The 24620-nt window shown below is 71.4% G+C and carries 22 protein-coding genes and 1 pseudogene; 12 read left to right on the top strand and 11 right to left on the bottom strand.

Annotated features, from left to right (window positions below; translation table 11 throughout):
• Positions 1 to 8: 8 nt before the first annotated feature.
• Positions 9 to 1454 (top strand): trehalose-6-phosphate synthase, encoded by a 1446-nt coding sequence (locus ACIRR9_RS24470; protein WP_403755435.1) that lies wholly within the window; start codon positions 9 to 11, stop codon positions 1452 to 1454.
• A gap of 179 nt (positions 1455 to 1633) precedes the next feature.
• Here the strand turns inward: ACIRR9_RS24470 and otsB are convergent, their stop codons facing one another.
• From otsB to ACIRR9_RS24455, 3 genes are all read right to left on the bottom strand, one after another.
• Entirely contained in the window at positions 1634 to 2485 is an 852-nt protein-coding gene (gene otsB / locus ACIRR9_RS24465; RefSeq protein WP_403755432.1) for a trehalose-phosphatase, read from the bottom strand.
• 161 nt (positions 2486 to 2646) lie between these two features.
• Positions 2647 to 2880 carry a DUF3263 domain-containing protein gene (locus ACIRR9_RS24460; protein WP_385686471.1) on the bottom strand — a complete coding sequence of 78 codons (234 nt, stop codon included), beginning with the start codon at positions 2878 to 2880 and terminating at the stop codon, positions 2647 to 2649.
• A 17-nt stretch (positions 2881 to 2897) separates the two neighbouring features.
• The gene (locus ACIRR9_RS24455; protein ID WP_403755725.1) at positions 2898 to 4160 is read right to left on the bottom strand and encodes an extracellular solute-binding protein; all 1263 of its coding nucleotides are present in this window, start codon (positions 4158 to 4160) and stop codon (positions 2898 to 2900) included.
• A 129-nt stretch (positions 4161 to 4289) separates the two neighbouring features.
• Here ACIRR9_RS24455 and ACIRR9_RS24450 point away from each other — a divergent pair, with 129 nt between their 5' ends.
• The 3 genes from ACIRR9_RS24450 to ACIRR9_RS24440 all read left to right on the top strand — a co-directional run bounded on the left by ACIRR9_RS24450 (position 4290) and on the right by ACIRR9_RS24440 (position 7493).
• Positions 4290 to 5231 carry an ROK family protein gene (locus tag ACIRR9_RS24450; RefSeq protein WP_403755429.1) on the top strand — a complete coding sequence of 314 codons (942 nt, stop codon included), beginning with the start codon at positions 4290 to 4292 and terminating at the stop codon, positions 5229 to 5231.
• Entirely contained in the window at positions 5231 to 6457 is a 1227-nt protein-coding gene (nagA, locus tag ACIRR9_RS24445) for an N-acetylglucosamine-6-phosphate deacetylase (RefSeq protein WP_403755426.1), read from the top strand. The genes ACIRR9_RS24450 and nagA overlap by 1 nt, the downstream gene beginning before the upstream one ends.
• A 106-nt stretch (positions 6458 to 6563) precedes the next feature.
• Positions 6564 to 7493, top strand: a complete 930-nt coding sequence (locus tag ACIRR9_RS24440; protein ID WP_403755423.1) for a 1-phosphofructokinase family hexose kinase — start codon at positions 6564 to 6566, stop codon at positions 7491 to 7493.
• Here the strand turns inward: ACIRR9_RS24440 and ACIRR9_RS24435 are convergent.
• Entirely contained in the window at positions 7490 to 8446 is a 957-nt protein-coding gene (locus ACIRR9_RS24435) for a carbohydrate-binding protein (RefSeq protein ID WP_403755420.1), read from the bottom strand. The genes ACIRR9_RS24440 and ACIRR9_RS24435 overlap by 4 nt on opposite strands.
• 129 nt (positions 8447 to 8575) lie before the next feature.
• On the bottom strand, positions 8576 to 10240 hold the full coding sequence (gene cdgB, locus ACIRR9_RS24430) for a diguanylate cyclase CdgB (protein WP_403755417.1): 1665 nt from the start codon (positions 10238 to 10240) through the stop codon (positions 8576 to 8578).
• A 368-nt stretch (positions 10241 to 10608) separates the two neighbouring features.
• On the opposite strand from cdgB, the gene ACIRR9_RS24425 reads away from it, so the two are divergent.
• Positions 10609 to 11127 carry a flavin reductase family protein gene (locus ACIRR9_RS24425; protein ID WP_403755414.1) on the top strand — a complete coding sequence of 173 codons (519 nt, stop codon included), beginning with the start codon at positions 10609 to 10611 and terminating at the stop codon, positions 11125 to 11127.
• 63 nt (positions 11128 to 11190) lie between these two features.
• Positions 11191 to 11670: a GNAT family N-acetyltransferase gene (locus tag ACIRR9_RS24420; protein WP_403755411.1), complete on the top strand. Its 480-nt coding sequence runs from the start codon at positions 11191 to 11193 to the stop codon at positions 11668 to 11670.
• On the opposite strand, the gene arfB is transcribed toward ACIRR9_RS24420, so the two are convergent.
• Entirely contained in the window at positions 11667 to 12095 is a 429-nt protein-coding gene (arfB, locus tag ACIRR9_RS24415) for an alternative ribosome rescue aminoacyl-tRNA hydrolase ArfB (RefSeq protein ID WP_403755408.1), read from the bottom strand. The genes ACIRR9_RS24420 and arfB overlap by 4 nt on opposite strands.
• 195 nt (positions 12096 to 12290) lie before the next feature.
• Between arfB and ACIRR9_RS24410 the strand changes: the two genes are divergently transcribed.
• The gene (locus ACIRR9_RS24410) at positions 12291 to 12866 is read left to right on the top strand and encodes a TerD family protein (RefSeq protein ID WP_123976068.1); all 576 of its coding nucleotides are present in this window, start codon (positions 12291 to 12293) and stop codon (positions 12864 to 12866) included.
• 63 nt (positions 12867 to 12929) lie between these two features.
• On the opposite strand, the gene ACIRR9_RS24405 is transcribed toward ACIRR9_RS24410, so the two are convergent.
• Both ACIRR9_RS24405 and ACIRR9_RS24400 read right to left on the bottom strand, forming a co-directional pair.
• Positions 12930 to 13211, bottom strand: a complete 282-nt coding sequence (locus ACIRR9_RS24405) for a DUF397 domain-containing protein (protein ID WP_403755404.1) — start codon at positions 13209 to 13211, stop codon at positions 12930 to 12932.
• Positions 13208 to 14062, bottom strand: a complete 855-nt coding sequence (locus ACIRR9_RS24400) for a helix-turn-helix domain-containing protein (RefSeq protein ID WP_403755401.1) — start codon at positions 14060 to 14062, stop codon at positions 13208 to 13210. The genes ACIRR9_RS24405 and ACIRR9_RS24400 overlap by 4 nt, the downstream gene beginning before the upstream one ends.
• A 147-nt stretch (positions 14063 to 14209) precedes the next feature.
• Here ACIRR9_RS24400 and ACIRR9_RS24395 point away from each other — a divergent pair, with 147 nt between their 5' ends.
• The 3 genes and pseudogenes from ACIRR9_RS24395 (at position 14210) to ACIRR9_RS24385 (ending at position 15987) form a co-directional block, all read left to right on the top strand.
• Entirely contained in the window at positions 14210 to 14584 is a 375-nt protein-coding gene (locus tag ACIRR9_RS24395; RefSeq protein WP_403755722.1) for an ATP-binding protein, read from the top strand.
• Positions 14585 to 14839: 255 nt separating this feature from the next.
• Positions 14840 to 15326: pseudogene (locus tag ACIRR9_RS24390) on the top strand (hypothetical protein).
• A 49-nt stretch (positions 15327 to 15375) separates the two neighbouring features.
• Positions 15376 to 15987, top strand: a complete 612-nt coding sequence (locus tag ACIRR9_RS24385; protein WP_403755398.1) for a Uma2 family endonuclease — start codon at positions 15376 to 15378, stop codon at positions 15985 to 15987.
• A 73-nt stretch (positions 15988 to 16060) separates the two neighbouring features.
• Here ACIRR9_RS24385 and ACIRR9_RS24380 read toward each other — a convergent pair whose 3' ends face one another.
• Positions 16061 to 16459, bottom strand: a complete 399-nt coding sequence (locus tag ACIRR9_RS24380; RefSeq protein WP_403755395.1) for a hypothetical protein — start codon at positions 16457 to 16459, stop codon at positions 16061 to 16063.
• 9 nt (positions 16460 to 16468) lie between these two features.
• Positions 16469 to 17872 carry a M1 family metallopeptidase gene (locus ACIRR9_RS24375; RefSeq protein WP_403755392.1) on the bottom strand — a complete coding sequence of 468 codons (1404 nt, stop codon included), beginning with the start codon at positions 17870 to 17872 and terminating at the stop codon, positions 16469 to 16471.
• Between the two features lie 79 nt (positions 17873 to 17951).
• Between ACIRR9_RS24375 and ACIRR9_RS24370 the strand changes: the two genes are divergently transcribed.
• Positions 17952 to 18452, top strand: coding sequence for a hypothetical protein (locus tag ACIRR9_RS24370; protein WP_365345347.1), 501 nt, complete (start codon positions 17952 to 17954; stop codon positions 18450 to 18452).
• A 129-nt stretch (positions 18453 to 18581) separates the two neighbouring features.
• On the top strand, positions 18582 to 23714 hold the full coding sequence (locus ACIRR9_RS24365; protein ID WP_403755389.1) for a hypothetical protein: 5133 nt from the start codon (positions 18582 to 18584) through the stop codon (positions 23712 to 23714).
• 111 nt (positions 23715 to 23825) lie between these two features.
• On the opposite strand, the gene ACIRR9_RS24360 is transcribed toward ACIRR9_RS24365, so the two are convergent.
• Complete coding sequence (locus ACIRR9_RS24360; RefSeq protein WP_403755386.1) at positions 23826 to 24512, bottom strand: pentapeptide repeat-containing protein; 687 nt, start codon at positions 24510 to 24512, stop codon at positions 23826 to 23828.
• Positions 24513 to 24620: the final 108 nt, after the last annotated feature.

Here is a 24620-nt window from a genome sequence, read left to right as displayed (position 1 = left end):
TCAGGCGTATGGCTTCCACCGGCGGTGCTGAGGTGCTGGTCGCGTCCAACCGCGGCCCGGTTTCGTACGAGGTGCGCCCCGACGACGCGGGCGGCGCGCTGCATGCCAAGCGGGGCGGCGGCGGGCTGGTCTCCGGTCTGTCGGCGATCGGCCCGGACGCGAACGCGGTGTGGGTGTGCGCGGCGCTGAGCGACGGGGACCGGGAGGCGGTGCGGCGCGCCGAGGGCGGCCGGCTGCCGGCGGTGGACACCGGCGGCCAGCAGGTCCGGATGCTCGACATCGACGCGGACGTGTTCTCCGACGCGTACAACGGCATCGCGAACTCGGTGCTCTGGTTCGTCCACCACATGCTGTACCAGACCCCGCTGGAGCCGGTCTTCGACGCGGAGTTCCGGCGGCAGTGGGCGTCGTACCAGGCCTACAACCGGGCGTTCGCCGAGGCGCTGGCCGAGGAGGCGGCCGAGGGGGCGGCCGTCGTCATCCAGGACTACCACCTGGCGCTGGCACCGCGGATGCTGCGCCGGCTGCGCCCGGATCTGCGTATCGGCCATTTCTCGCACACCCCCTGGGCACCGCCGGACTACTTCCGGCTCCTCCCCGACGACATCGCGGCGGAGCTGCTGAGCGGGATCCTCGGCGCCGATCACGCCGCTTTCCTCACCCGGCGGTGGGCGGACGCGTTCGTCGACTGCTGTCATGCGGTGCTGGGGCCGGGGATTCCGGCCGCGGATCCGTCGTCCGGCGGGACGCGGATCGGGGTGCACGGGCTGGGGGCCGACGCGGACTTCCTGCGGAAGCGGGCGCACGAGCCGGACGTGGGCGAGCGGATGGCGGCTCTTCGGGAGGAGATCGGGGAAGGCCGCAGGACGATCGTCCGGGTCGACCGCACCGAGCTGTCGAAGAACATCGTGCGGGGGCTGCTGGCGTACCGGCAGCTGCTCGACGACCACCCCGAGTGGCGGGAGCGGGTGGTGCATGTCGCGTTCGCGTACCCCTCGCGGCAGGACCTCGCCGTCTACCGCGACTACACGGCCGAGGTGCGGCGGGTGGCCGACGACATCAACTCGGCGTACGGGACGGCGGGTTGGACGCCGGTGGTGCTGCATGTCAAGGACGACTTCGCGCGGTCGCTGGCGGCGTACCGGCTGGCCGACGTGGCGCTGGTGAACCCGATCCGGGACGGCATGAACCTGGTGGCGAAAGAGATTCCGGTGGTGTCGGACGAGGGGTGTGTGCTGGTGCTCTCGCGGGAGGCGGGGGCGTTCGAGGAGTTGGGGGAGGATGCGGTGGTCGTGAACCCGTATGACATCGGGGGGACGGCTGATGCGTTGGCGCGGGCGCTGGCCTTGCCGGAGGGGGAGCGGGGGGAGCGGTGCAAGCGGCTGGCCGCGGCGGCTACCGCGTTGCCCCCTGCGGCCTGGTTCCTTGAGCAGTTGGGGGCGTTGGGCGGGTAGTTCTCGCCCCCGCCGCCCCTACCCGTCCCATCACCAGGGGGCTGCGCCCCCTTCGACCCCCTTCGGCTCCCATCGGTAGGTGCGGGCCGGTGGGGGCTGGTCGCGCAGTTCCTCCCCCAGCCTTCGGCCGGGGGCACCCCCAGCGCCCCTTACGGGGCGCTTCTGTACGGGGCGCTTTCTTACGGGGCGCTGTATGCGGCGAGGCTTCTCAGCAGTCGTACTACTCCCTCCGGGCCGGTCACCACCAGGTCCGACCGGTCCGCGAGCTCTGTGACCTCCTCGCTGCCGCTGCATACCAGCAGGCCCGGGACGCCTTCCGTCCTCAGCTTCTCCACTGCGGCGAAGGCGGAGATGTCGCCCAGGTCGTCGCCTGCGTAGAGCACCGCCCCCGCGCCGATCTCCCTCGCGTACTCGCGCAGGGCGACCCCCTTGTCCATGCCCGGGGGGCGCAGTTCCAGGACCAGGCGGCCCGGTTCGACGATCAGGGTGTGGCGGGTGGCCAGGTCGGTCAGGGGGGTGCGGAGGGAGTCGAAGGTGGCCTGGGGGTCGTCGGCCCGGCGGGTGTGGACGGCCACCGCGAAGCCCTTCTCCTCGATCCAGGTGCCGTGCGCGGCGCCGACGCGGTCGAGGAGGGCGGGGAGTTCGGCGCGGGCGGCGGCGATGCCGGGATGGGGTGGCGGGGAGGTGATCTCGCCGGTCGCCGCGTCCCAGCGTTCGGCGCCGTAGTGGCCGAGGACGACCAGGTGTTCCAGGCCGGGGACGCCGGCGAAACCGCCGTGGTGGACGGCGACCTCGGCCGGGCGGCCGGTGACGACGGCCACGGCGGCCACCTTCGGCGCGAGGGCGGCGAGCGCCGGTACGGCGTCCGGGTGGGCCCGTGCCTGCTCGGGGTCGGCGACGATCGGCGCGAGGGTGCCGTCGAAGTCGAGGCCGACGAGAGCGGTGCGGGGCTGTGCGAGAAGGGCGGCAAGGCCGTCACGACCGGCCGCGGTACGAGGCGTCGGGAGGGGTTCCGTGATGTGGGTTCCCATGCAGCCGACAGTATCCAAACGCCCCGCAAGGGGCGCGGGGAACTGCGCGACCAGCCCCCACCGGCCCGCAGGTCCGCATCTACCGCCGCGGGGGTCGAAGGGGGCGCAGCCCCCTGGTGATGGGACGGGTAGGGGCGGCGGGGGCGAGGAAACCCCCAACCTCACCGCTCGCCGCGCCGGGCCTCCCGCACCCGCCGCAGCCTGTTCACCGTCACCGGGTCATGCGCGAGGGCCCGCTCGTCGTCGAGCAGCGCGTTGAGGAGCTGGTAGTAGCGCACGGGGGCCAGGTCGAGTTCTTCCCGTATCGCCCGCTCCTTCGCGCCGGGGCTCGCAAAGCCCCGGCGTTCGAGGGCGAGGACGGCCTGCTCGCGCGCGTCCAGTTCTTGCCGGTCCATGGCGAGAACGGTAGCGCTCAGCCCGTCGTACGGCTGTCGGCCGCCGACGCCTCGGCCTGGAGCCGGGTGAGGACGGCGGTCGGGCTGCCCGTCGAGGTGACCGCCGTACCTATCTGCTCCTTGATGTCGGCGCTGATGGCGGCCCAGGAGGTCTTGCCCGCCGGGTACAGCGCGGAGGTCGGCAGCTGCTCCAGGAACGGGCGGAGCTGTTCGTCCTGCGTCCGGGTGGAGTAGGTCATCGCCTGGGAGGCCGACGTGGTCACGGGGAGCAGGCCGTACTCGCGGGAGAAGGCGAGCACGTTCTTCTCGCTGTAGACGTAGTCGAGGAAGTCGCCCACCTGCTCCGCGTGGCCGTTCTGCTTGAACGCCGCCATCCAGTCGGCGACGCCCATGGAGGCGGTGGTGGTCGTCTGGCCGGCGCGGGCGGGCATCGCGACCATGCCGAACTTCACGCCCTTCGCCTCGGCCTGCTTCATCAGGGTCGGGTGGCCGTTGACCATGCCGACCTGGCCGTTCGCGAACGCGGTGAACGCCGTCGCGCGGTTGAGCCTGCCCGGCGCCGTCGGGCCGGTCAGCCCCTTGCCCACCAGCTCGTCCCTGAGCCAGGTGAGGGTGTCGATGTTCTGCGTGGAGTTGATCGTGTACGAGCCGGTGTCGTCGGTGTAGCCGCTGCCGCCGCTGAGCAGCCACTGCATGGTCTCCGCCTGCGCTTCCTCGGGGCCGAGGGGCAGGGCGTACGGGTACTTCACCCCGTGCGCCTTGAGCGCCTCCGCGTCGGCGGCCAGGTCCTTCCAGGTGGTGGGCGGGGTGGTGATGCCGGCCTGGGAGAAGAGGGTCTTGTTGTAGAAGAGGACGCGCGTGGATGCGGCGAAAGGCATGCCGTACTGCGCGTGGTTCCACTGGCCCGCCTCGGCGAGCTGGGACGGGAAGTCGGCCTGGACCGGGATGGAGAGCAGGTCGCCGGCCTCGTACAGCTTGCCGGCGGCCGCGTAGTCGGCGTACGCGCCGATCTGGGCCAGGTCGGGTGCCTTGCCGGCGGCGACCATGTCCTTGACCTTGCGGTCGACGTCGTTCCACGAGTAGACGGTGACGTCGACCTTCACGCCGGAGTGCTGGGCCTCGTACGCCTTGGCCAGCTTGTCCCAGTACTTCTGGGAGCTGTTGGCGGCGGAGTCTCCGTAGTCGGCGGCGACGAGTCTGAGGGTCACGTCCGAGGATCCGGTCGTCCCACAGCCACCGAGGACCGCCGTCATGCCCAGGGTGGACACCACCGCGATCATTCCTGCCTTACGCCGCCGCACTTGCACTACCTCGATCTAACTGTCTCGCCGTTCAATATGTGGACCCATAAGGTCTACACCACGTAAGTGGACTAGACCTCTTGCGGGTCGGCGGGCCACACTGTTCCCGTGAGACATGTCATCGCCCTGGACGTGGGCGGCACCGGAATGAAGGCCGCACTGGTCGGGCCGGACGGCGAGCTGCTCCACCAGGACCGCCGGGCGACCGGCCGCGACCGCGGCCCCGACGCCGTCGTCGCCGCCATCCTCGAATTCGCCGCCGAGTTGCTCGTGTACGGCGAGCGGCACCTCGGCGAGCCGGCGTCGGCGGCCGGCGTGGCGGTCCCGGGAATCGTGGACGAGCCGGCCGGTATCGCGGTCTACGCGGCCAACCTCGGCTGGCGCGACGTCCCGTTGCGCGCGCTCCTCTCCGACCGCCTCGGTATCCCGGTCGCCCTCGGCCACGACGTGCGCACCGGCGGCCTGGCGGAGGGCCGGCTCGGCGCGGGCCGGGGAGCGGACCGCTTCTTCTTCGTGGCGCTCGGCACGGGTATCGCGGGCGGCTTCGGCCTGGACGGCCGGGTGGAGTCGGGCGCGCACGGCTTCGCGGGCGAGATCGGCCATGTCGTCGTACGACCGCAGGGTGCCCCCTGTCCGTGCGGGCAGCACGGCTGTCTGGAGCGGTACGCGTCCGCGGCGGCGGTGAGCGAGGCGTGGGCGAAGGCCTGCGGCGACCCGGACGCGGACGCGGCGGACTGCGCGCAGGCCGTCACGTCCGGCGACCCGAACGCCGTACGGATATGGGGAGAGGCGGTGGCCGCCCTGGCGGACGGGCTGGTCACGGCCGTCACCCTGCTGGACCCCCGCGTACTGATCATCGGCGGTGGCCTGGCGGAGGCGGGGACTGTTCTGTTCCAGCCCCTGCGGGAAGCGGTGGAGCGCCGGGTGACATTCCAGAAGCTGCCGACGATCGTCCCGGCCGCACTGGGAGACACGGCCGGTTGTCTGGGGGCGGGCCTGCTCGCCCAGGACCTGTTGACTACGACGACTACTCCGGAGGTATCGCCCTGATGGCTGCCAACGAGCGCGATGACAGCGCCCCTTCAGGGGCGCGGGGAACTGCGCGACCAGCCACAACGCACCCGCACCCCGGGACGCACGGCCTGGTCCTCGACGGCGCCCGGGTAGTCCTCCCGACCGGAGTCGTCGACAAGGGACGACTGGTCGTCGACGGAACGAAAATCGCCGCCGACGCCCCCGCGAACGCCCAGCTCATCGACCTCACCGGCCACTGGCTCCTGCCCGGCTTCGTCGACATCCACAACCACGGCGGCGGCGGCGCCTCCTTCAGCTCCGGCACCGCGGAACAGGTCCTCACCGGCGTCCACACGCACCGCGTGCACGGCACCACCACCCTCGTCGTCTCCACCGTCACCGACGACATGGACGTCCTCGCCCGCCAGGCCGGCCTCCTTTCGGAGCTCGCCGAGCAGGGCGAGATCGCCGGTGTCCACTTCGAGGGCCCGTTCATCTCCCCGTGCCGCAAGGGCGCCCACTCGGAGGCTCTGCTGCGCCACCCGGACCCGGCGGAGGTCCGCAAGCTGCTCGACGCGGCGCGCGGGCAGGCGAGGATGGTCACGCTGGCCACCGAACTCCCCGGCGGCATCGAGTCGGTACGGCTCCTCGCCGAACACGGCGTGATCGCGGCCGTCGGCCACACGGACGCGTCGTACGAGCAGACGGTCGAGGCGATCGACGCGGGCGCCACGGTCGCCACCCACCTCTTCAACGCGATGCCGCAGATCGGACACCGCGCGCCCGGCCCGATCGCCGCACTCCTGGAGGACGAGCGGGTGACGGTCGAGCTGATCAACGACGGCACCCATCTGCACCCCGCCTCGCTTCAGTTGGCGTTCCATCACGCGGGCCCGGACCGGGTCGCGTTCATCACCGACGCGATGGACGCGGCCGGCAGCGGCGACGGCCGCTATCTGCTGGGCCCGTTGGAGGTCGAGGTCACGGACGGGGTCGCCCGGCTGGTCGAGGGCGGTTCCATCGCGGGGTCGACCCTGACCCTGGACCGCGCGCTCCAGCGGGCGGTGACCATCGACCGGCTCCCCGTCGAGCACGCCGTCGCCGCCCTGTCCGCCAACCCGGCCCGGCTGCTGGGCCTCTACGACCGCATCGGCTCCCTGGAGCCCGGCAAGGACGCCGATCTGCTCGTCCTGGACGCGGACTTCACACTGAAGGGCGTGATGAGGAAGGGCGAGTGGGTGGTCGTACCGGAACTTCCCTGATCATGACCATGCTTTGAGAGACGGCGACCTAGGCCGGGTCGCCGTCCCTTTGGCATGATCAAGGCCCCCGTCGGACGGCACGGGCATCTGCGAGGGAGGTCGCCCGGTGATTCTCACCGTCACCCTGAACACCGCTCTCGACATCACCTACCGGGTCGGCGCGCTGCGCCCGCACAGCTCGCACCGCGTCTCCGACGTGGCCGAACGGCCGGGCGGCAAGGGGGTGAACGTGGCCCGGGTGCTCGCCGCGCTCGGGCACGAGACGACGGTCACCGGGTTCGCGGGCGGGGCCACCGGGCGGGCGCTACGGGAGCGGCTCGCGGACACCCCGGGCCTACGGGACGCACTGCTGCCGGTCGCCGGGGCGACCCGCCGCACGATCGCCGTCGTGGACGAACTGACGGGTGACACGACCCAGTTGAACGAGCCCGGCCCGCAGATAGCGCCCGCCGAATGGGGCACCTTCCTGCACCACTACGAGGAACTGCTGGCGGGGGCCTCGGCCGTGGCACTGTGCGGAAGTCTGCCGCCGGGCGTGCCGGTGGGGGCGTACGCCGGACTGATAAAGACGGCCCGTTCCGCGGGCGTCCCGGTCTTGCTGGACACCAGCGGGGAGCCACTACGCCGGGGCGTTGCCGCCCGGCCCGACCTGGTCAAGCCGAACGCCGACGAACTGGCCGAACTCACCGGCTCCCACGAGCCGTCACGGGCCACGCAGGACGCCCGCCGACGCGGGGCGACGGCGGTCGTCGCCTCACTGGGCCCGCAGGGCCTGCTGGCGCTCACCCCGGAGGGCCGCTGGCACGCGGTCCCGCCCACCCGTGAACACGGCAACCCGACCGGCGCAGGCGACTCAGCGGTCGCCGGCCTCCTGTCCAGCCTGGTCGAACAACTCCCTTGGCCGGCCCGCCTGTCCCGCGCGGTGGCCCTGTCGGCAGCAACGGTACGGGCCCCGGCGGCCGGGGAGTTCGACCGGGCGGCGTACGAGAGACTGCTCGGCCAGGTCGCGGTGACCGGTGGGCCTGCGGCCGCCTAGTCCTTGTTCGTGTGCTTGCCCTGCCTCACCCACATCTGGTCCAGCAGGATGTCGCAGCTGTCGCCGCTCTGGCAGGACAGGGAGATGACGTTGGTGCCCTTGGTGAGGGTGGGATACGTGAAGCTGGTCGTCCAGGCCTTGGTCGGGTCGCTCTGGCCCGTGTAGTTGTCCAGGGGGAACTTGCTGCCGAACGTCTTGCCGTTGATGGACAGCGTCATGGCCTGGTCCTGCACGGCGCTGTAGTGCGCGTAGACGGTGTAGAGACCCTCCGACGGGATGCCGTTGACCGTCCAGGTGACGCCGGCGCCGGTCTGGCTGAAGTTGGTGACGTAGATGCCGCCCTGGGCCTTCGCGCCCTTGACGTCCGAGGCCGTGCTCGCGCCGCCGTCCAGGCGGAAGGTCTTCGCGTCGACCGGCGCGATATCGCCGGACGCCGACACCGAGCTACTGCTCGACGGGGACGGGGAGGCGCTCTGGGACGTGGACGGGGAGGTGGAGGCGCCGCCGTTTGCCTTGTTCTCGTCGCCGTTGCCGTTCATCATCGCGACGCTGATGCCGATGACGACCGCGGCCACGACCGCGATGGCGCCGATCAGGAGGCCCTTGGTGTTCGGGCCCCGGCCGCGGCCGGGGTTCTGCGGGGCCACGCGGGACGTCGGCGCGCCGCCCGGGAAGGTCTCCGGGGCCTGGTAGGCCGCGTTCGGAGGCTGGCCGTAGCCGCCGGGCTGCTGCTGCGGGATGGTCTGGCCGCCGCCGTACTGCGGCTGCGGTGCCTGCTGCTGTCCGCCGTACGTACGCTCGCCGACCGGGCGCACCCTGCTGACCGCGTTCGGGTAGCCGTAGCCGCCGGAGCCGGACGGCGGCTGGGCCCCTCTGGCCTGACCGTCGGCGTACAGATAGCCGAACGGGTCGTCGTCCTCGGGCGTGCTCGCGCCGTTGTCGCCGGGCGTCATCCCTGGTACTCCTCAGCAGGTGCGGGCGGATGCGATACAAGTATTGAGAGTCGAGCCTACCCGGTCCTGCTGAGCCAAACAGGTGACTCGCACCGCATCAGTGCCCGCATCCCCGCGGTGACCTGCGGCTCATCCGGCACGGCGATGCGCTTTGGGACGAGATCGTTTCTCTACGTACATCCGCTCGTCAGCGGATTTCAGGACTTCGTCGGCGGTCATGCCGCAGTGTGCCCAGCCGATGCCGAAGCTGGCGCCCACCCGGACGGCCCGGCCCTCGGCGCGGATCGGCTGGATGATCTCGTTTCTCAGGCGTACGGCGAGGTCCTGGGCGTCGGCCTTGCCGAGGCCGTCGGCGAGGATCACGAACTCGTCGCCGCCGAGACGGGCCACGGTGTCGCCGTCGCGCACGGCCCGGCCCAGGCGCCGGGCGACCTCGATGAGGACGGCGTCGCCCGCGTTGTGCCCGAACCGGTCGTTGATGGACTTGAAGCCGTCGAGGTCGCAGAAGAGCACCGCGAGCCCCTTGGCGCCGTCGTCGCGGCCCTCCTCGGGGGCGACGGTGTGCACGTGGTGGTCGTAGCCGTCGTACGACGAGCTGCCCGTCGAGCTACCCGCTGCGCTCGCGAAGTCGAAGCCGTGACCGTTCACGTCGTAGGCGGGGTGGCCGTAGGCCGCGTCCAGGGACTCCAGGCCGCCGGCGCGCGTGCAGAGCCGGGAGGAGAGGCGGGAGCGGAGCTCGGCGGAGTTCGGGAGGCCGGTGAGGGAGTCGTGGGAGGCGCGGTGGGCGAGCTGGAGCTCTCGGCGCTTGCGTTCCTCTATGTCCTCGACGTGGGTGAGGAGGAAGCGGGGGCCGTCGGCGGCGTCGGCGACGACGGAGTTGCGGAGCGAGACCCAGACGTAGGTGCCGTCGCGGCGGCCGAGGCGGAGTTCGGCGCGGCCGCCCTCCGCGGAGGTGCGGAGCAGGGTGCCGATGTCCTCGGGGTGGACCAGGTCGGAGAAGGAGTAGCGGCGCATCGCGGAGGCGGGGCGGCCCAGGAGGCGGCACAGGGCGTCGTTGGTGCGCAGTATTCGGCCGTGCTGGTCGCCGCCCATCTCGGCTATCGCCATGCCGGAGGGGGCGTACTCGAAGGCCTGCCGGAAGGATTCCTCGCTGGCGCGCAGGGCCTGCTGCTCGCGCTCCAGCCTGACCAGTGCCCGCTGCATATTCGCGCGTAGACGTGCGTTGCTGATGGCGATCGCGGCCTGGAAGGCGTACATCTGCAGGGCCTCGCGGCCCCAGGCCCCGGGGTGGCGGCCGTTGCGCGGGCGGTCCACGGAGATCACGCCGAGCAGTTCGCCGCAGGAGCTGCCCGATATGCCGGGCGTGTACATCGGGGCGAAGAGCCGGTCGGAGGGGTGCCACTCGTCCTCGAAGCGAGGGGCGGGGCCGTCGGTGTACCACTGCGGGACGTCGTCGTCGTCGAGGACCCAGCCCTCGGTGTGCGGTATGAAGACGAGGTCGCCCCACTGCTCGCCCATGGCCAGCCGCCGGTCCCAGGACTCACGGGAGCCGACCCGGCCGGTGATCAGGGCCTCGGCGGCGGAGTTCCCGGAGAAGGCGGCGACGACCAGGTGGCCGTCGGTGGGGCGGACGAGGTTGACGCACGCCATCTCGTAGCCGAGGGCGGTGATCACGCCGTCGGCGACCGTCTGCAGGGTGTCCGCCAGGCTCCGGGCCGTGTTCATGTCGGCCATGACCTGGTGCAGCTGTCGAAGGGATGCAAGACGGACGTAGGGCTCCGACTCGGCCTCCATGCTCGCCCTCCCCCCGAGACCTCGCAGTGAATCAAGGGTCTGCTTCGGCGCTACTTTTCCCCGCCACTGAATCACAGCGCGCTGCCCACTCGGTACACAGGGTCAACAATTAATGCCCCTTGTGACTCAAGTCACAGGAGAACGTGAACAATTGAGTGGAGTTTCTGCGTTTTCCCTGTGCGTTTACTGAACACAGCCTTTGCGGCCGTGTGCACATGATGCACGTTACGGCCCTTCCCCGCCCTTGGTCCTAGGACCCGGCTCGGGCCGATGGCCGATGCGGTCGCACAAGGACCGACATTAGCGTTTCCGGCGTGCTGAAGACTCCCTCCCCCGCCGCCGCAGAAGCCACCGGGCATGCTGTGGGGGTGAGCAACGAAGCGTTCAAGGCCGCCATGTCCCGGCTGGCCGCCGGTGTGGTCCTGGTGACCGCCCAGGAGCCGCCGCTCGACCCGGACGACCCGCTGGCACCGGCCGGCGAGGACGTCGGGATGACCGCGACGGCGTTCCTGTCGGTGTCGCTCGACCCGCCGTTGGTGCTGGTCAGCCTGCGTACCGGCGCGCGCATGGACGACCTGCTCGACGAACAGCCGCTCTGGGCGGTCTCGGTGCTCACCGAGAGCCAGCGGCACATCGCCGGCCGCTTCGCGATGAAGGGTCGCATCAGCGACCGTCTGCTCTTCGAGGACATCCCCTACGCCCGCGGCGAGGCCACCGGCGCCCCGCTCGTCGGCGGCGCCCTCGCGACCCTGGAGTGCCGCACCGAGCAGCGGGTGACGGCCGGCGACCACACCCTCGTCATCGGCCGGGTCCTCACCGCTCATCTGCCGAGCACGGAGGGCGGACCGCTGATGTATTTCCGGGGCCGGTACCGGCAGTTGGGATGAGACCGCGCGGTCCGTACGGAAATCCCGTGGGCGCCTGCTGAACGCCCCTTCTAAAGTGCACGGATGACAACACCCCGGCCCCGGCCCCGCCTCGAAGAAGTCACCGTCCGGAATTTGGAAGCGGCCCTCGCCATTCGCGTCCGCCCCGGTCAGGAACAGAACGTCGAGCCGGTCGCGCATTCCCTCGCCGAGGCGTACGTCCGTCCCCCCGGAGTCGCCTGGCCGCGCCTGATCGTCGACGGCGAAGAGAACCGGCCGGTCGGCTTTCTGATGGCTTTCCTGGACATCGACTGGCGCGCCGACGGCACCCTGTTCCGCTCCGGCCTGTGGCGCCTCAACATCGACGCCGGGGAACAGGGAAAGGGCTACGGCCGGTTCGCGGTCGAGGCCGTGGCCGAGGAGATCCGCCGCCGCGGCGGCAAGCACCTGTACGTCACCTGGCACGCCGGCCCGGACGGCCCCGAGGAGTTCTACCTCCGCCTGGGCTTCCGCAAGACCGGGGAGGTCAGCGGGGACCAGCCGGTGGGGGTGCTGGACCTCTAGGACCAGTCGCGGCCGGTGCGGCCGCGTTTGGTGTCCGAGCGCTGTTTCTTCTCCCGCAGCCGGCGTTCGTTGATCCCGCGCGGGATGCGGGTCGGTTTGCGGGGCTTGGGCGGGGGTGCGGTGGCCTCGGCGAGGAGCGCGGCGAGGCGTACGGCGGCGGTCTCGCGGTTGCGCCACTGGGAGCGGTGCTCGGAGGAGCGCACGGTGACGACCCCGTCGACGAGCCGGGCGGCCAGCCGCTCCAGCGCCCGCGCCTTCCACACCTCGGGCAGTGCCTCGGTGTTCGCCAGGTCGAAGCGCAGCTCCACCTGGGAGTCGCTGGTGTTGACGTGCTGCCCGCCGGGCCCGGACGACCGCGAGAAACGCCAGTTGAGCTCGGCCTCGGGGAGTGAGACGGAGCCGCGGATGACGTAAGGACCGGACATGTCCCCATGGTCGCGCGACTGACCGGCACACGTCACGCGAATATCGTCCTCCGGCGGTGTTCATCCACAGTTCGGTAAAGAAGGTAAAGCAAGATGGAACCTTCGGTACCCCTCGTGGCGTTCATACGGGTAGCTGTAGCTTCGAGCCCGTACGCCGCACGGCCGTACGCAGAACAAGGGAAAGGACTCCCGACCATGGCTGTAAGCCTGTCCAAGGGTGGCAACGTCTCGCTCACCAAGGAGGCTCCGGGCCTGACCGCCGTCACCGTGGGTCTCGGCTGGGACGTCCGCACCACCACCGGCACGGACTTCGACCTGGACGCCTCGGCCATCGCGGTCAACGGGCAGGGCAAGGTCTACTCGGACGCCCACTTCGTCTTCTTCAACAACAAGAACACCCCGGACAACTCGATCGTCCACACCGGCGACAACCGCACGGGCGAGGGCGCCGGCGACGACGAGGCGATCAACGTCAACCTGGCGGCCCTGCCCGCCGACATCGACAAGATCGTCTTCCCGGTCTCGATCTACGACGCCGAGAACCGCGGCCAGAACTTCGGCCAGGTCCGCAACGCCTACATCCGCATCGTCAACCAGGCCGGCGGCGCCGAGATCGCCCGCTACGACCTCTCCGAGGACGCGGCCACCGAGACCGCGATGGTCTTCGGCGAGCTGTACCGCAATGGCGCGGAGTGGAAGTTCCGCGCGGTGGGCCAGGGCTACGCGTCCGGCCTGGTCGGCATCGCCCAGGACTTCGGCGTCAACGTCTGACGGACGCGGCACGCTGCGCTGTGCGGGAGCCCCTGGTGTGACGCCGGGGGCTCCGGCGTGCGCTCAGTCCGCAGACGCGTAAGGGACGAAGGCCGCCCAGACGGCGGGGGCGAGAGCGAGTTGGGGGCCGGGGGTGGCGGGCGTGAACTTTGAGTCGCGGATGTGGATGGTGGTGGGGGTGGGGGCTATTTCGAGGCAGGAGTCGCCGTTGGGGCCGTCGCTGTAGCTGCTTTTGAACCACGCCAGGGCGACTTCTACGCAGCTGTCGCCGTCGGGCCCACTGCTGTAGCTGCTCTTGAACCACGCCAGCTCGGAAGAGATTCCGGCAGAGGTCTTGCGGATCATGTTTCTCCAAGCATGTGCTCGATAAGGGCCAGTGACTCCTGGGGCGGCAGAGCTTGCGCCCGGATGGTGCCATATCGCAGCTCAAGGATGTGGAGCTGTTTCGGATCAGAAGTGGCTCTGCCGTTGAACGCACCATCCGAACGCCCGACTGCCGTCCCGTCGGGGAACTTCAAGATTTCGACCCTGCCGCCCAGACCGGGATGAGCCCCGCCGTTCGTCGGCATCACCTGAAGGGTGACGTTCCGCAACCGACCCACCTCCAGCAGATGTTCGAGCTGCTGTCGCCACACCATTGTGCCGCCGACACGTCGTCGAAGCGCTGCCTCCTCAAGGACGAAGCCGAGCGCCGGGGCCGGTGATCGCTCGAAGATGGATCGCCTGGCCATACGCGCTGCCAGGACGCGTTCCAAGTCATCCTCCGAATAGGCAGGCTGCCAAGCCTCGAACAGCGCTCGCGCATGCTCGGGCGTCTGCAACAGGCCGTTGATACTGACGACCTCATACACCCCGATCTCAACAGCCTGCCCCTCCAACTTGGCAAGCTCCCGCACCTTCTTCGGATACCGGACCCGCTTCACGTCCTCCCAAGTCGCCGAGATCAGCCCACCCGCGCCGAGAACCTCGTCCGCCCTGTTCAGGTAATCCTGCCGGGGGATCCGCTTGCCGCCCTCCACCTTGTAGACCATGTCCTCCCCGTAACCGACCGCCTCCCCGAACTCGGCGGCCCGCATCCCCACCGCTTCTCGCCGCAGCTTCAGTTGGCGGCCGACCGTCGCAACGACCGCCACACCCCAGTCGTCGTCCGGGTCGACCTCCCAGCCCGGCTCGGCCACCTCGCCGTCCACGCTCATCCCGCACACCTCTTTCCCGACAGCCAAGACAGCACTGGACAAGCACCGGACAGTCACCGTACGTAAGGCCTCCGTCACTGTTCACGGTACGCACGCGCGGCCACGCTGAGTGATGTGAACGACGAAATCTCCGCCCCCGTCCGCAACATGAGCCTGCGTCTCTCGTCCACACCGCGGGGCGCGCGGCTGGCTCGGCTGCTGGCCGCCGAGCAACTGCGCTCCTGGGGGCTGCCGTTGGATCCGGCGCGGCAGATCGTGGCCGAGCTGGCGGCGAACGCGGCGACGCACGGGCGGGTGTCGGGGCGTGACTTCGGCCTTCTCCTCTACGTCGTGGGGGACACGCTGCGGATCGAGGTCACGGACACCCGCGGTGACCGCCTGCCGCACGCGCGGCCGCTCGCACCGGACGCCGAGTCGGGCCGGGGCCTGGTCCTCGTGGAGGCGCTCGCCGACAAGTGGGGCGTGGCCCCGGGGCTGGCGCCGCGCAAGACGGTGTGGGCCGAGATCGGGGTGTCGCCGTAGCCCGGGAAACCGGGCTTCGGTCGCAAGGGACGTCAAAAACCAAGGGATGAGACGGGAGAAAGAACCCCACCAAACCCCACCCCACCCGCCCGTCGCGCAGCGTCACTCCCGCGAGTGAATATGCCCAAGTGGGCTGGATTTGAGGTGGGTTGCGTGCCCTACGCTCAGCGCAACAACCGCAGAAAGACTTCGGCCCCCGCCGGGACGGCAATCCCAGTGCGAGGGCCTGACCACCCAGGAAGTAGTGCCTTCCCGATGGATACGGAAAACCCTAGCGCGCCCTCGTGCGCCCAGCCCCGTGTTGCCGCCGAGAAACACCCGAACCGGGGGTCCGGCGGCGGGCTCATCCACGAGCACACCCGCCATACCTCGCACTTCACGGTGGTCGGCAACGACCTCGCCCAGCACCCCGACCTGTCGGGGCTCGCGGTCGGGGTCGGCGTGCACATCCAGTCGCTGCCGACCGGCGCCCGGGTCGACATCAAGACGCTGGCGGAGCGCCTGAAGGAAGGCAGGACCCGTATCTCGGCCGCACTGCGGGAGCTTGAGGCGGTCGGCCGCCTTCCTGGCCCACCGCCTGGCCGCACAGCTTCCACCGCCGCCCCCGTTCCGGCCTCCAGCCGCACCGGCCCCGCAGCCCAGACACCCGTTCCAGAACTGCGACGGCTGCGACCGCCCCTTCCGGGCCGCCGCTCCAGGCCGCTGCCGCGACTGCCGAACCGATCTCCCGGAGGCCGCCTAGCATGAGAGCGACGATCCTTGCCCCTGGGCACAGACGAGGAGCGAGCGCCATGACCATCGCGCCGGACAACGCACGGCAGGACGCCTCCCCCTTGTACCGGGCCATGCGCGACTTCGTGGACTCCGCGGACGGCACCCTCCCCGGCAAGTTCGAGATCACCAGGGAAGGGATCGTCCTCGACATGATGTCGCCTGTCCGGCAGCACGAGCTCACCGCACTGCGTCTCCGGAAACGCCTGGAGAAGGTCATGCCTGAGGAGATCGTGGCCCACACGGGCGAGCCCGATGTGGAAGTGGCGCCAGAAAGGATCATGCGCCGTCCAGACATCATGGTGATCGCAGAGGTGGACATGGAGGGGGACGGGTCCTTCGACCCACTTACGCTGATCGCCGCTGTCGAAATCGTCTCCTGTTCCAACCCGGACAACGACTGGGTCGGCAAAGTGCGCGACTACCCCCTGATGGGCGTCCCCGTCTACGCGATCTTCGACCCCCGCACCGCCACCGGCGCCGTCCTCACCGACATCCACTCCACCCCCGACGGCCCGCGCTACGCGACCCGCAAGGACTTCGTCTACGGCGAGGACGTCACCATCGGGGAGTGGACCATCTCGACCGATGACCTGCCGCGCTACACGGACGGGACCGGCGAGCAGCACTGAGCGGGCGTGACGGTGACCGGCGACTGCCCAGCTGCATGGCCCGCACGCGCCGGCGGGCCGCGCCCGATCCGGGTCATGCCTCTCCGTGCTCACCGCCCCGTACGCCTCCGGCCGTGAGTTCCAGGCGCTCGGCCTTCCGAGGCTTCCAGGTGGTGGCGAACACGAGGCCGGTGCCCGTGGCCGCGTACAGCGTCAGCGCCAGGCCCTGACGGTAGAGGGCGCGGCGCTTGCCCACCTGGGCGGACTTCAGCTGGTCGTACGTGCTCGTACCGGTCGAGCCCCGGGGCAGGTCGTCGTACAGGGTGCACGTGTCGCTGCGCCTCATGGGAGCAGGGTGATCCTCGCCGTCCCGGCCCGTGATGATGCCGTGGCAGTCCGGGATGCCGTAGGCCGAGCCGGCTCGCAGCAGCGAGATCACCCCCCACACGAGGGGCATCAGGAACAGTGCGATGAACACTCCTCGTAACTTCACCGGAACACTCTAGGGAGTGCCCGGCTTCCCGTTCCCGTACAGCCAGTTCTTCCAGATCCCGCTGAAGTCCTTGCCCGGCGCCGTCTTCTCCACGTACGCGGTGAACTCGGCGGTGTCCGCGGTGCCGTGCCGGTGGGCGGCGGTCCAGCCCTGGATGATGTCGTAGAACCGGTCGTCGCCGACCGTCTGGCGGATCTTCTGCAGGACCATCGCGCCCCGGTGGTAGACGGGCGGATCCGAGATGTACATGGCGCCCGGCGGGTTCGCCGGCGGGAACCCCCAGAGCGTCGAGTCGTCCTTGGGGGTGGCGTAGTACTTGTCGAAGGTCTGCTGGGCGGTCCGCCCGCCGTGGTCCTCGTCCCACAGCCACTCGGCGTAGGTCGCGAAGCCCTCGTTGAGCCACATGTCCCGCCAGGTCTTCGGGGTGACGGAGTCGCCGTACCACTGGTGGGCGAGTTCGTGGACGAGGATGTCGGTGTCCGGGACGCCGGGGAAGACGGGCCGGTTCTGGGTCTCCAGGGCGTACCCGGCGTCGCCCGGCCGGTTGACGACCGCGCCCGTGGAGGAGAAGGGGTAGGGGCCGAAGTTGTACTGCTCCCACTCGATGATCTCGGGGATCTTCGCGAGCACCTTCTTGCTCGCGGCGACCTGCGTCTGGTCCACGGCGACGTACACCGGCAGGCCGTCGGAGGTGGTGGACCGGGTGATCGTGTAGTGGCCTATGGCGACCGTGGCGAGGTAGCTCGCCATCGGCTCCGCGCTGTGCCAGACGAAGGCGGTCCGGTCGCCGTCGGTCGTCTCGCTCTTCAACTCGCCGTTGGAGACGACCTGGAGGCCCTTGGGGACGGTGACCGTGATGTCGTACGACGCCTTGTCGGAGGGGTGGTCGTCGCCGGGGAACCAGGCCATGGAGCCGACGGGTTCACCGAGGGCCAGCGCACCGTCGGCGGTGCGCAGCCAGCCCTCCTTGGAGCCGTCGGGGTCGGTGATCGTCTCCGGGGTGCCCGAATAGCGCACGGTCGTGCTGAAGGTCTCGCCCTTCTTCAGGTCGTCGTGCGGGCGGATCGCCAGCTCCTGGCCGGCGCGGTTCCAGCGGGCGACCTTGCCCTCCACGGTGACCGCGCCGACGTCCAGCCCCTTCAGGTCGAGGTCGAAGGCGGTCAGGTCCTGGGTGGCGCGGGCGGTGATGACGGCGGTGCCGGTGAGATGGCGGGTGCCCGGGTCGTAGGCGAGGGTGAGGCCGTAGTGGCTCACGTCGTAGCCGCCGTTGCCCGCCTTCGGGAAGTACGGGTCGTGGCGGCCCGCGCCGCCCGGGGTGCCGTGGACCCCGCCGTCGCACGCGGTGAGCGCGAGGGCGAGGGAGAGTGCGAGCGCGCCTGCGGCGACCGGGAAAACGCGTACAGGTCTGGACACGCGATCGATCCTAGTGAGGCAGGGGCCCATCCCCGAGGTCGATGGGGCAGGCGGTTCCTGCCATGACACCATCGGCTACGTGCTCGACATCGGCTACGCCCTCTCCAACCGTTTCCCGGACCCGCCCCAGACCGACTACCGGCGGGTGGACGTCCACGCGCTGCGCCACGACCTGTTCTGCGGGGACGTCTACCTCGCGGACACCAAGGCGGACCGGGAACTGTCCACAGCCTGGGGATGGGTGCCGGTGCTCGACTTCGCGTGGGCGCTGTGCGACATCGCGGAACGCCTGGACCGCGACCCAGCGGGCTCCAGGGCCTCCCGTCCCCAGCACGCGGAGCTCGACTTCACCGAGTCCACGGACCGGATGCTCTTCGAGCGCCGCTTCGGCTGGGTGGACATCGAGGCGGACTGGATGCCGGCCGAGGAACCGCCCCTCACCTTCTCCCACTCCGAGCTGCGCCGGGAGGCCCGCGACTTCCTGCACGACCTGATCGCCGACCTGATCGACATGCACGAGGAGCTGGCGGACAACCCGGCGATCTGGACGCTGCAGGCCCGCTTCCCGAGGGTCTCCTGACCGCCCCCGATACCGCTGAACGACCTTTCGGTGTACGGGAGTTGACTCCTCACTGAGACGGGAGTGACAAGTGAGGCGGGAGTGGACGGAAGGCGGTCCGCCCGGCCCGGCGGTGCATACGTTGACTGCGTGCGGACGCAGCGACAGGCAGGCGACAGCGGAAAAGACGCCTCTTTGGAGACCTCCCGGGCACGGGTCACCGCAAGGCCCGCCGGGCCTGCGGAGAACGTTGTCCTCGCCCTCCAGGGGAGCGCGGGGAACGAGGCCACCACACTGGCGCTGCAGAACCGGAAGGGGAAGGCCGTCTTCCGGCCGCCGGCCGGACGGAACCGGCCCGCACCGCCGCCCCCCATCGAGGAGGAACGCACCGCCCCCGGGCTGGTACTGCCGCCGTACCTCATGGCCTTCCAGGCCGCCGGGCTGTCCACGGCGTACGGGCTGACCGGGCACGAGTTCGTGCGCAACGCCGTGGCCGCCGTGGTCGGACACGGCGACGGCCAGGTCGCCGCCCTCGCCGCCGACCTGGCCGGCCGGCCCGAGGCGTACTACGGGCAGGGCCGCGCCTTCGCGGTCAAGGGCAGGGACGGCAAGGAGTGGTTCGACGTCACCGTCACCGTCTCCCGCGCCCCCGACGACCGGCCGCCCGTCTTCCACCCCGGGAACCTGCTCGCCAAGACCGTGCCGGACCCGGACGGAGCACCGCTCGCCGCGGTCGACGAGGCCGAGGGCAAGGACACCAAGGTCGACGTCCAGCACAACACCGCCGCCACCGTCGCGACCACCGCGAGCGGCTCGTCGAGCAAGGGCCTGGGCGGCATGGCCTTCGGGCTCGCGCCCGTCGTACCCGGACTGTGGCTGGGCGGCGCCGGGATGGCGAACGCGCAGCCCTGGCAGTCCTCGCGGGAGTCCCGCAGCCAGCGCAACGTGGCCGAACCGCGGGTGCTGCGCAGCGACAAGGGCTCGGTCGAGGCACCGCGCAAGGTGCGCTACGGCGTACGGATCAAGAAGCACGGCGCCCCGCGGGAGCAGACCTTCCACGGCTCGGGCACCCTCACCCAGCGGGTGCCCACCGAACACCTCGTCCCGGCCGGCACCCTGCCGCCCACAGCGCCGCCGGCCGTCGGGGCGGACACCGCCCGGCGCGTCACGCTCGCCGACTCCATGGCCCCGGTCGCGGTGACCGACACCGCCGCCCCGCACCAGGGCGGCGGCGGGCTCTTCGACACGGTCGCCGCCGTCCTGCACCCCTCGCTCACCGCCCCCGGCGCACCCGGCCGGGCCCGGCTCTACGAGGCGACCGCCACGGCGAGCGTGCTGGAGGACCTGCCCCGGCTGCTGCGCGACGGTGTCACGGGCGAGGACCTGTCGTCCAAGGACGGCAGCAGCATGGGCAGCTACCGTATGCACGCCGAGATCACCGGCATGTCCCCCGCCTGGGGCACCGGCGGCACCCAGCTGCGCACCCATCAGCAGACCCAGCACACGGTCACCGAGAGCGCGGGCAAGGGGCGGGCCGTCACCGGCGGCCTGGGCCCGGCCATCGGCGTCGGAGCATCCGGGACCGCCGCCGTCGTACGGGCCACGGCCATGCCGGTCGCCGCGGCCCGCAAGGCGCGGTTCACCGTGGCCGAGCAGACCGTGTCCAGCCGCCAGGGCGCGGAGGTCTGCGGCGACAAGGTGCTCTACCTCGCGACCGTACGGTTCACCGCGGAGGGCACCGGGCCGCGCTCGGCCGAGATGGTCCTGCGACCCGGCACCCGGGTCGCCCGGCACTCGATGCGGGTGTGGATGACCCTGCGCGCGGACGAGGCGCAGTCGTTCGGGCTGCCGCTGCCGCCGGGCGTCGAGGCCGGGGAGTTCATCGAGAAGCCCAAGCGGACCGACGAGCACGGGAACGAGGTCGACGTCGAACGTCACCTCCCCTTCGGCGCCATGGGCTCCAGCGTCACCCTCAGCCAGCTCGACACCGGCCCCATGGTGCGGGCCGTGCAGGAGCTGTTCGCGACCGACCCCCGGCTGGCCGGCTATCTGCCCGCCTTCGGTACGGATGCGGTGGCCTCGGCCCCGGGCAGGGAGGAGGCCGCCCTCCAGCGGCGCAACCACCGCGAGCTGATGGCCGCCCTGTCCGAGACCAATCTGCGCGTCAACAAGGACCAGCTGACCTCGACCGGCATCCGGGTCCGGCTGCGCCGCAAGACCACCCTGCACGCGCACGATGTGCAGCTCCGGGTCCGGGGGCAGCTCCGCGAGACCGGCTACCTCGGCGACACCGACAACTGGCTGGTGCGCAGCCACTCCGGTGTCACCGGCAACACCCAGAGCGGGCGCAGCAGTTCGCGGTCGATCGGCGGCCTGGTGCTCGGTCAGGCCAGGCTCGTCCCCGGCGTCCTGACCGGCTCGGCCCGCTACGAGAGGCACCGCTCCGGCACCCGCCGCAACCAGGCCGGCCCCACCACCCGCACCGACGTCCTCACCAACGGCTCCGAGAAGGCCGCCACCTTCGGAGCCGCCCTGCGCCTGGACGTCGACGTCACCATGACCTCCCGGCAACGCAAGCTGGGCCGCGCCCTCACCCCCGGCTCCCCGGGCCGGGACGCGCCGGAGGCCACCCCGCTGGCGGGCCTGCACCTGGAGGAGCAGGACGTACGGCTGGTCACCCCGACGGAGTTCACCCTCGACGAGGAGGGCAGGCAGCGGCAGGGCGCGGTGCGCGACCGTCGGCGGGCACAGGCCCCGCGGCCCGAGCACGCCGTCACCGCCGAGGGCATCGGCGACCTGGCCACGCTGGTGCCCCGGCCGTCCGTCGGGCAGCCGCTGCGGGACTGGCAACTGGTGGAGACGGTCGGCGACGGCCAGGCCGTACGGGACCTCGCCTTCCAGCTGCTGTCCCGGGCCGCCGCCCGCGACAAGGGCGTGCGCGAGGATCCCGCGCTGCAGACGGAGGGGCTCGCGCCGCGGCTGGCGATCGAGGAGCGGTTCGGGCCGCAGGCCATCACGGCCTCGCTGCGGCAGGCCGCGTCCTCCGGGTGGGTGGTGAAGAACCTTCGCCATCCGCGGCGGCTCGCCGCGCTCAACGGGGCCGTGGGCACCCGGCTCACGCTGGCCAACCCCAAGTTCCTGCACAAGGGCGCCGGTCCCGGCACCGAGACCTTCGTGCTCGGCGGGCACCAGGCCGCGGGGCAGGAGGGGCAGGGCACCACCAGCACCTGGCAGTTCGGCGCCACCGGCTCGGAGAACGGCGCCGAATGGCGCCTGGGCCAGGGCCTCTCCGGGAACCGCACCACGAGCGAGGCCGACACCCGGTCCGCGGCCCTGTCCGGCACGGTCGAGCGCAACGCCCACACCCCGAAGAAGGCGCCGCTCTACCTCGTCCAGTGCGATCTGCTCGTCACCATGGTCGCCGAGGTCAAGGTCACCGGCGGCGGCCCCTACGTGACGACGGCCGCCCGCACCCTGCCGGCCGAGGCGGCGGTGTGGCTGACCGAGGCGCAACTGCCGGCGGCGATCCGCAGACAGCTGAAGCTCGACCCCGAACCGGGGCTGATGACGCCGTCGTCCCGGCCGGGACGACGACCGGCCGAAAGCTCCCGCACGGGTGCCGAACGCGAGGCCGGGGAGCGGGCGCGCGGCACGGACACCGCCGGTTCCTCCACCTCCGCGCCGCCGCGCACCGGCCCGTCCTTCGCCCGCGCGCTGCCGCTCGGCTTCGGCATGATCGAGAACCTGCCGAACTTCGTGCCGCTGCTGGCCCGGCTGCGGACCCGTCTCACGGAGAGCGGACAACAGAGCCTGGCCGACGACCTGCTGCCCCGGCAGCAACTCGCGGACCGCAACGACAACGTGCAGCGGCTGCTGCGTGTCCTGGACCGCGACGGCAGCACCGGACTGCTGTCCGGCGCCATGGACGGCGGGGTCACCGTCGAACTGTTCGACGGCCGCAGGACCCCGTACTGGGCGGTGTTCAAGGTCAACCGCCTGGGCGACGGCGGCTACGACGCCGCGGCGGACGACGGCCGGGACATGGAGTACATCACCGCGGCCGTGGCCCAGCAGGCCGCCTCCCACGACAAGGGCGTGACCACCGGCGTGGAGGGGATCTTCGCCGGCTCCGGCAAACCGGACGGCGGGACCGGGCAGCTCAAGAGCATGGGCGGTGCGGCGGGGCTCGGGGTGGGTTCGGGCGGCTCGCAGCGCACCGGCACGGCCGGCCGCGGCCAGCTCGGTATGAAGACGGTCGCCGAGGCGAAGACCGCGAAGTCGTCCAGGATGCGGGTGCCGATCGAGGCGACCCTCGAACTGCACCGGGGCGGCCGCCGGCTGGCGCTGGTCTCGCTGGGCCGCCAGGCACTGACCCACCGCGTCCTGGACAAGGACCTCGCCGCCCTCGGCCGGCTGGCCGCACCGCGCCCCGCCCCGGTCGCGGCGGCTCCCGGCCCGCAGGACGACCGCCCGGCCGCGCTCGGCACCTGGCGCTCCGGTGGTGTGCGGCTGCCGATGGAGGCGCAGGTGAACGGCTTCCAAGGGGCCCCGCGGGTACGGGAGCTGGTCGACTCCGCGGTCCGGGAGGCCGGCGGCGGCGACCGCTTCCGGACCAAGGGGCAGGCCGCCGCGTACACCCTGCAGGAGGCCGTCTCCACCGAGTGGCTGATCGCGGCGCTGCCGCTGCTGACCACCGCCGGGGCGGAACTGCCCCCGGTGCACGCCACCGGAGCGGCGGGCCAGGACCTGCGGGCGTCCCTGCACGCGCGGCTGCGGGACGGGCGAGTGCTGGGCGTCGGCGACAAGATGACCTTCGAGACGGTGGGACAGAGCCACCTGGACGCGCCCCGGCCCACCCAGACGGACGGCCTGAGCTCCGCCGACCACGGCAGATCGGCGCGCGGTCTGGCGGGCGCCGGGCTGCTCAACGCCGACGAGTTCCGCCTCAACCAGCTGACGGGCAACGTGGGTGGCACCGGCGGCGCGGCCGACATGGCGGCGAACGCCTCCGGCTCGATGCCGCTGCACAAGCCCAAGTCCGCGTCGGTCCTGGTGCAGTTCACGCTGGACGTGCGGGTGGTGGCGAGGGTGGCCGACCGGGTGCGCCCCGGCCGTACCCGCACCGCCGTACGGGAACTGACCCTGCCCCGGCCGGTGGTGATCCGGATGCCGGAGCCGGTGGTCCGCCGCATGCTGACCGCCCAGCCGACGCTGCTCCAGGATCCGGACGACCAGCTGGGCCTGAGGAAGACGGCGACGCCGCCGCCCCTGCCTCCGGCCTGAGCGCCGGGGTCTGCGTGCTTCGGCCGGTTGGCGGCTGCGGGCCGGTGGGGGCCGGTCGCGCCCACGCGGCGGTAGCCGCATATCAACACAGCCCCGCGCCCCTACGGGGCGCTATCCCTCCACGCGGATCCCCAGCTGCACCGCCAGCACCGGTGCCAGATCCAGCAGTTGGGACATGCTGATCACCGCCCCGGCCAGCCGCTCCACCCCTCTCGCGATGTCCAGTTCCGCAGCGCCGCGCAGATCGACGTCCTTCATCGTCACCCCGTTGAAGTCCGCGCCTTTCAGGGTGCAGTCGGTGAACTCCACCCGCTCCAGCACGGCGTCGCCGAAGTCCGGTTCGACCAGGACACAGCTCTCGAAGACCACGTCCCTGAGTTTCGCCGTGCGCAGGTTGAGGTAGTCGATCTTGCCGCCGCGGATCACCACACGCTCCAGGACGGCGCCGTGCAACTGCGTGCCGCCGAGGCGGGCGTCGACGAGCTCGACGTCGCGCAGGGTGGCCTCCGCCAGATCCGTGCCGACGCCCCTTATACCGGTGAGGACCGAGTCCAGCACGCGCGCGTGCCGCAGCCCCGTCTCGTCGAAGGCACAGCCCGTCAGCGCGCAGTCCATGAAGCGGGCGCCCGCCCCGTCCTGCCCGGCGAAGTCCGCCTCCCGGAACGCCAGCCCGTCGTAGTCCCCGTCCGGCTCCAGCGCGCCGTCGTCCCAGGGCTCCAGTGCAGGCAGCCGCACCTCCGGCCGCCGCGCGCCCTTCACCTTGCCTCCGCCGGCCCCACCGGCCGCTGTCCTCGCCATGACCCCATCTTGCAGGCCGCCACTGACAACGCCCCCGACCTGCGCCGACAGCCGACACGACCACGCCGATGTCACATTCCGCCCGACCGGATCCGTCGTATGAGTGAG

The organism is Streptomyces sp. NPDC101234, assembly GCF_044767525.1.
Classification (GTDB): domain Bacteria; phylum Actinomycetota; class Actinomycetes; order Streptomycetales; family Streptomycetaceae; genus Streptomyces; species Streptomyces sasae.
This window is presented reverse-complemented; position numbering and strand designations above follow the sequence as displayed.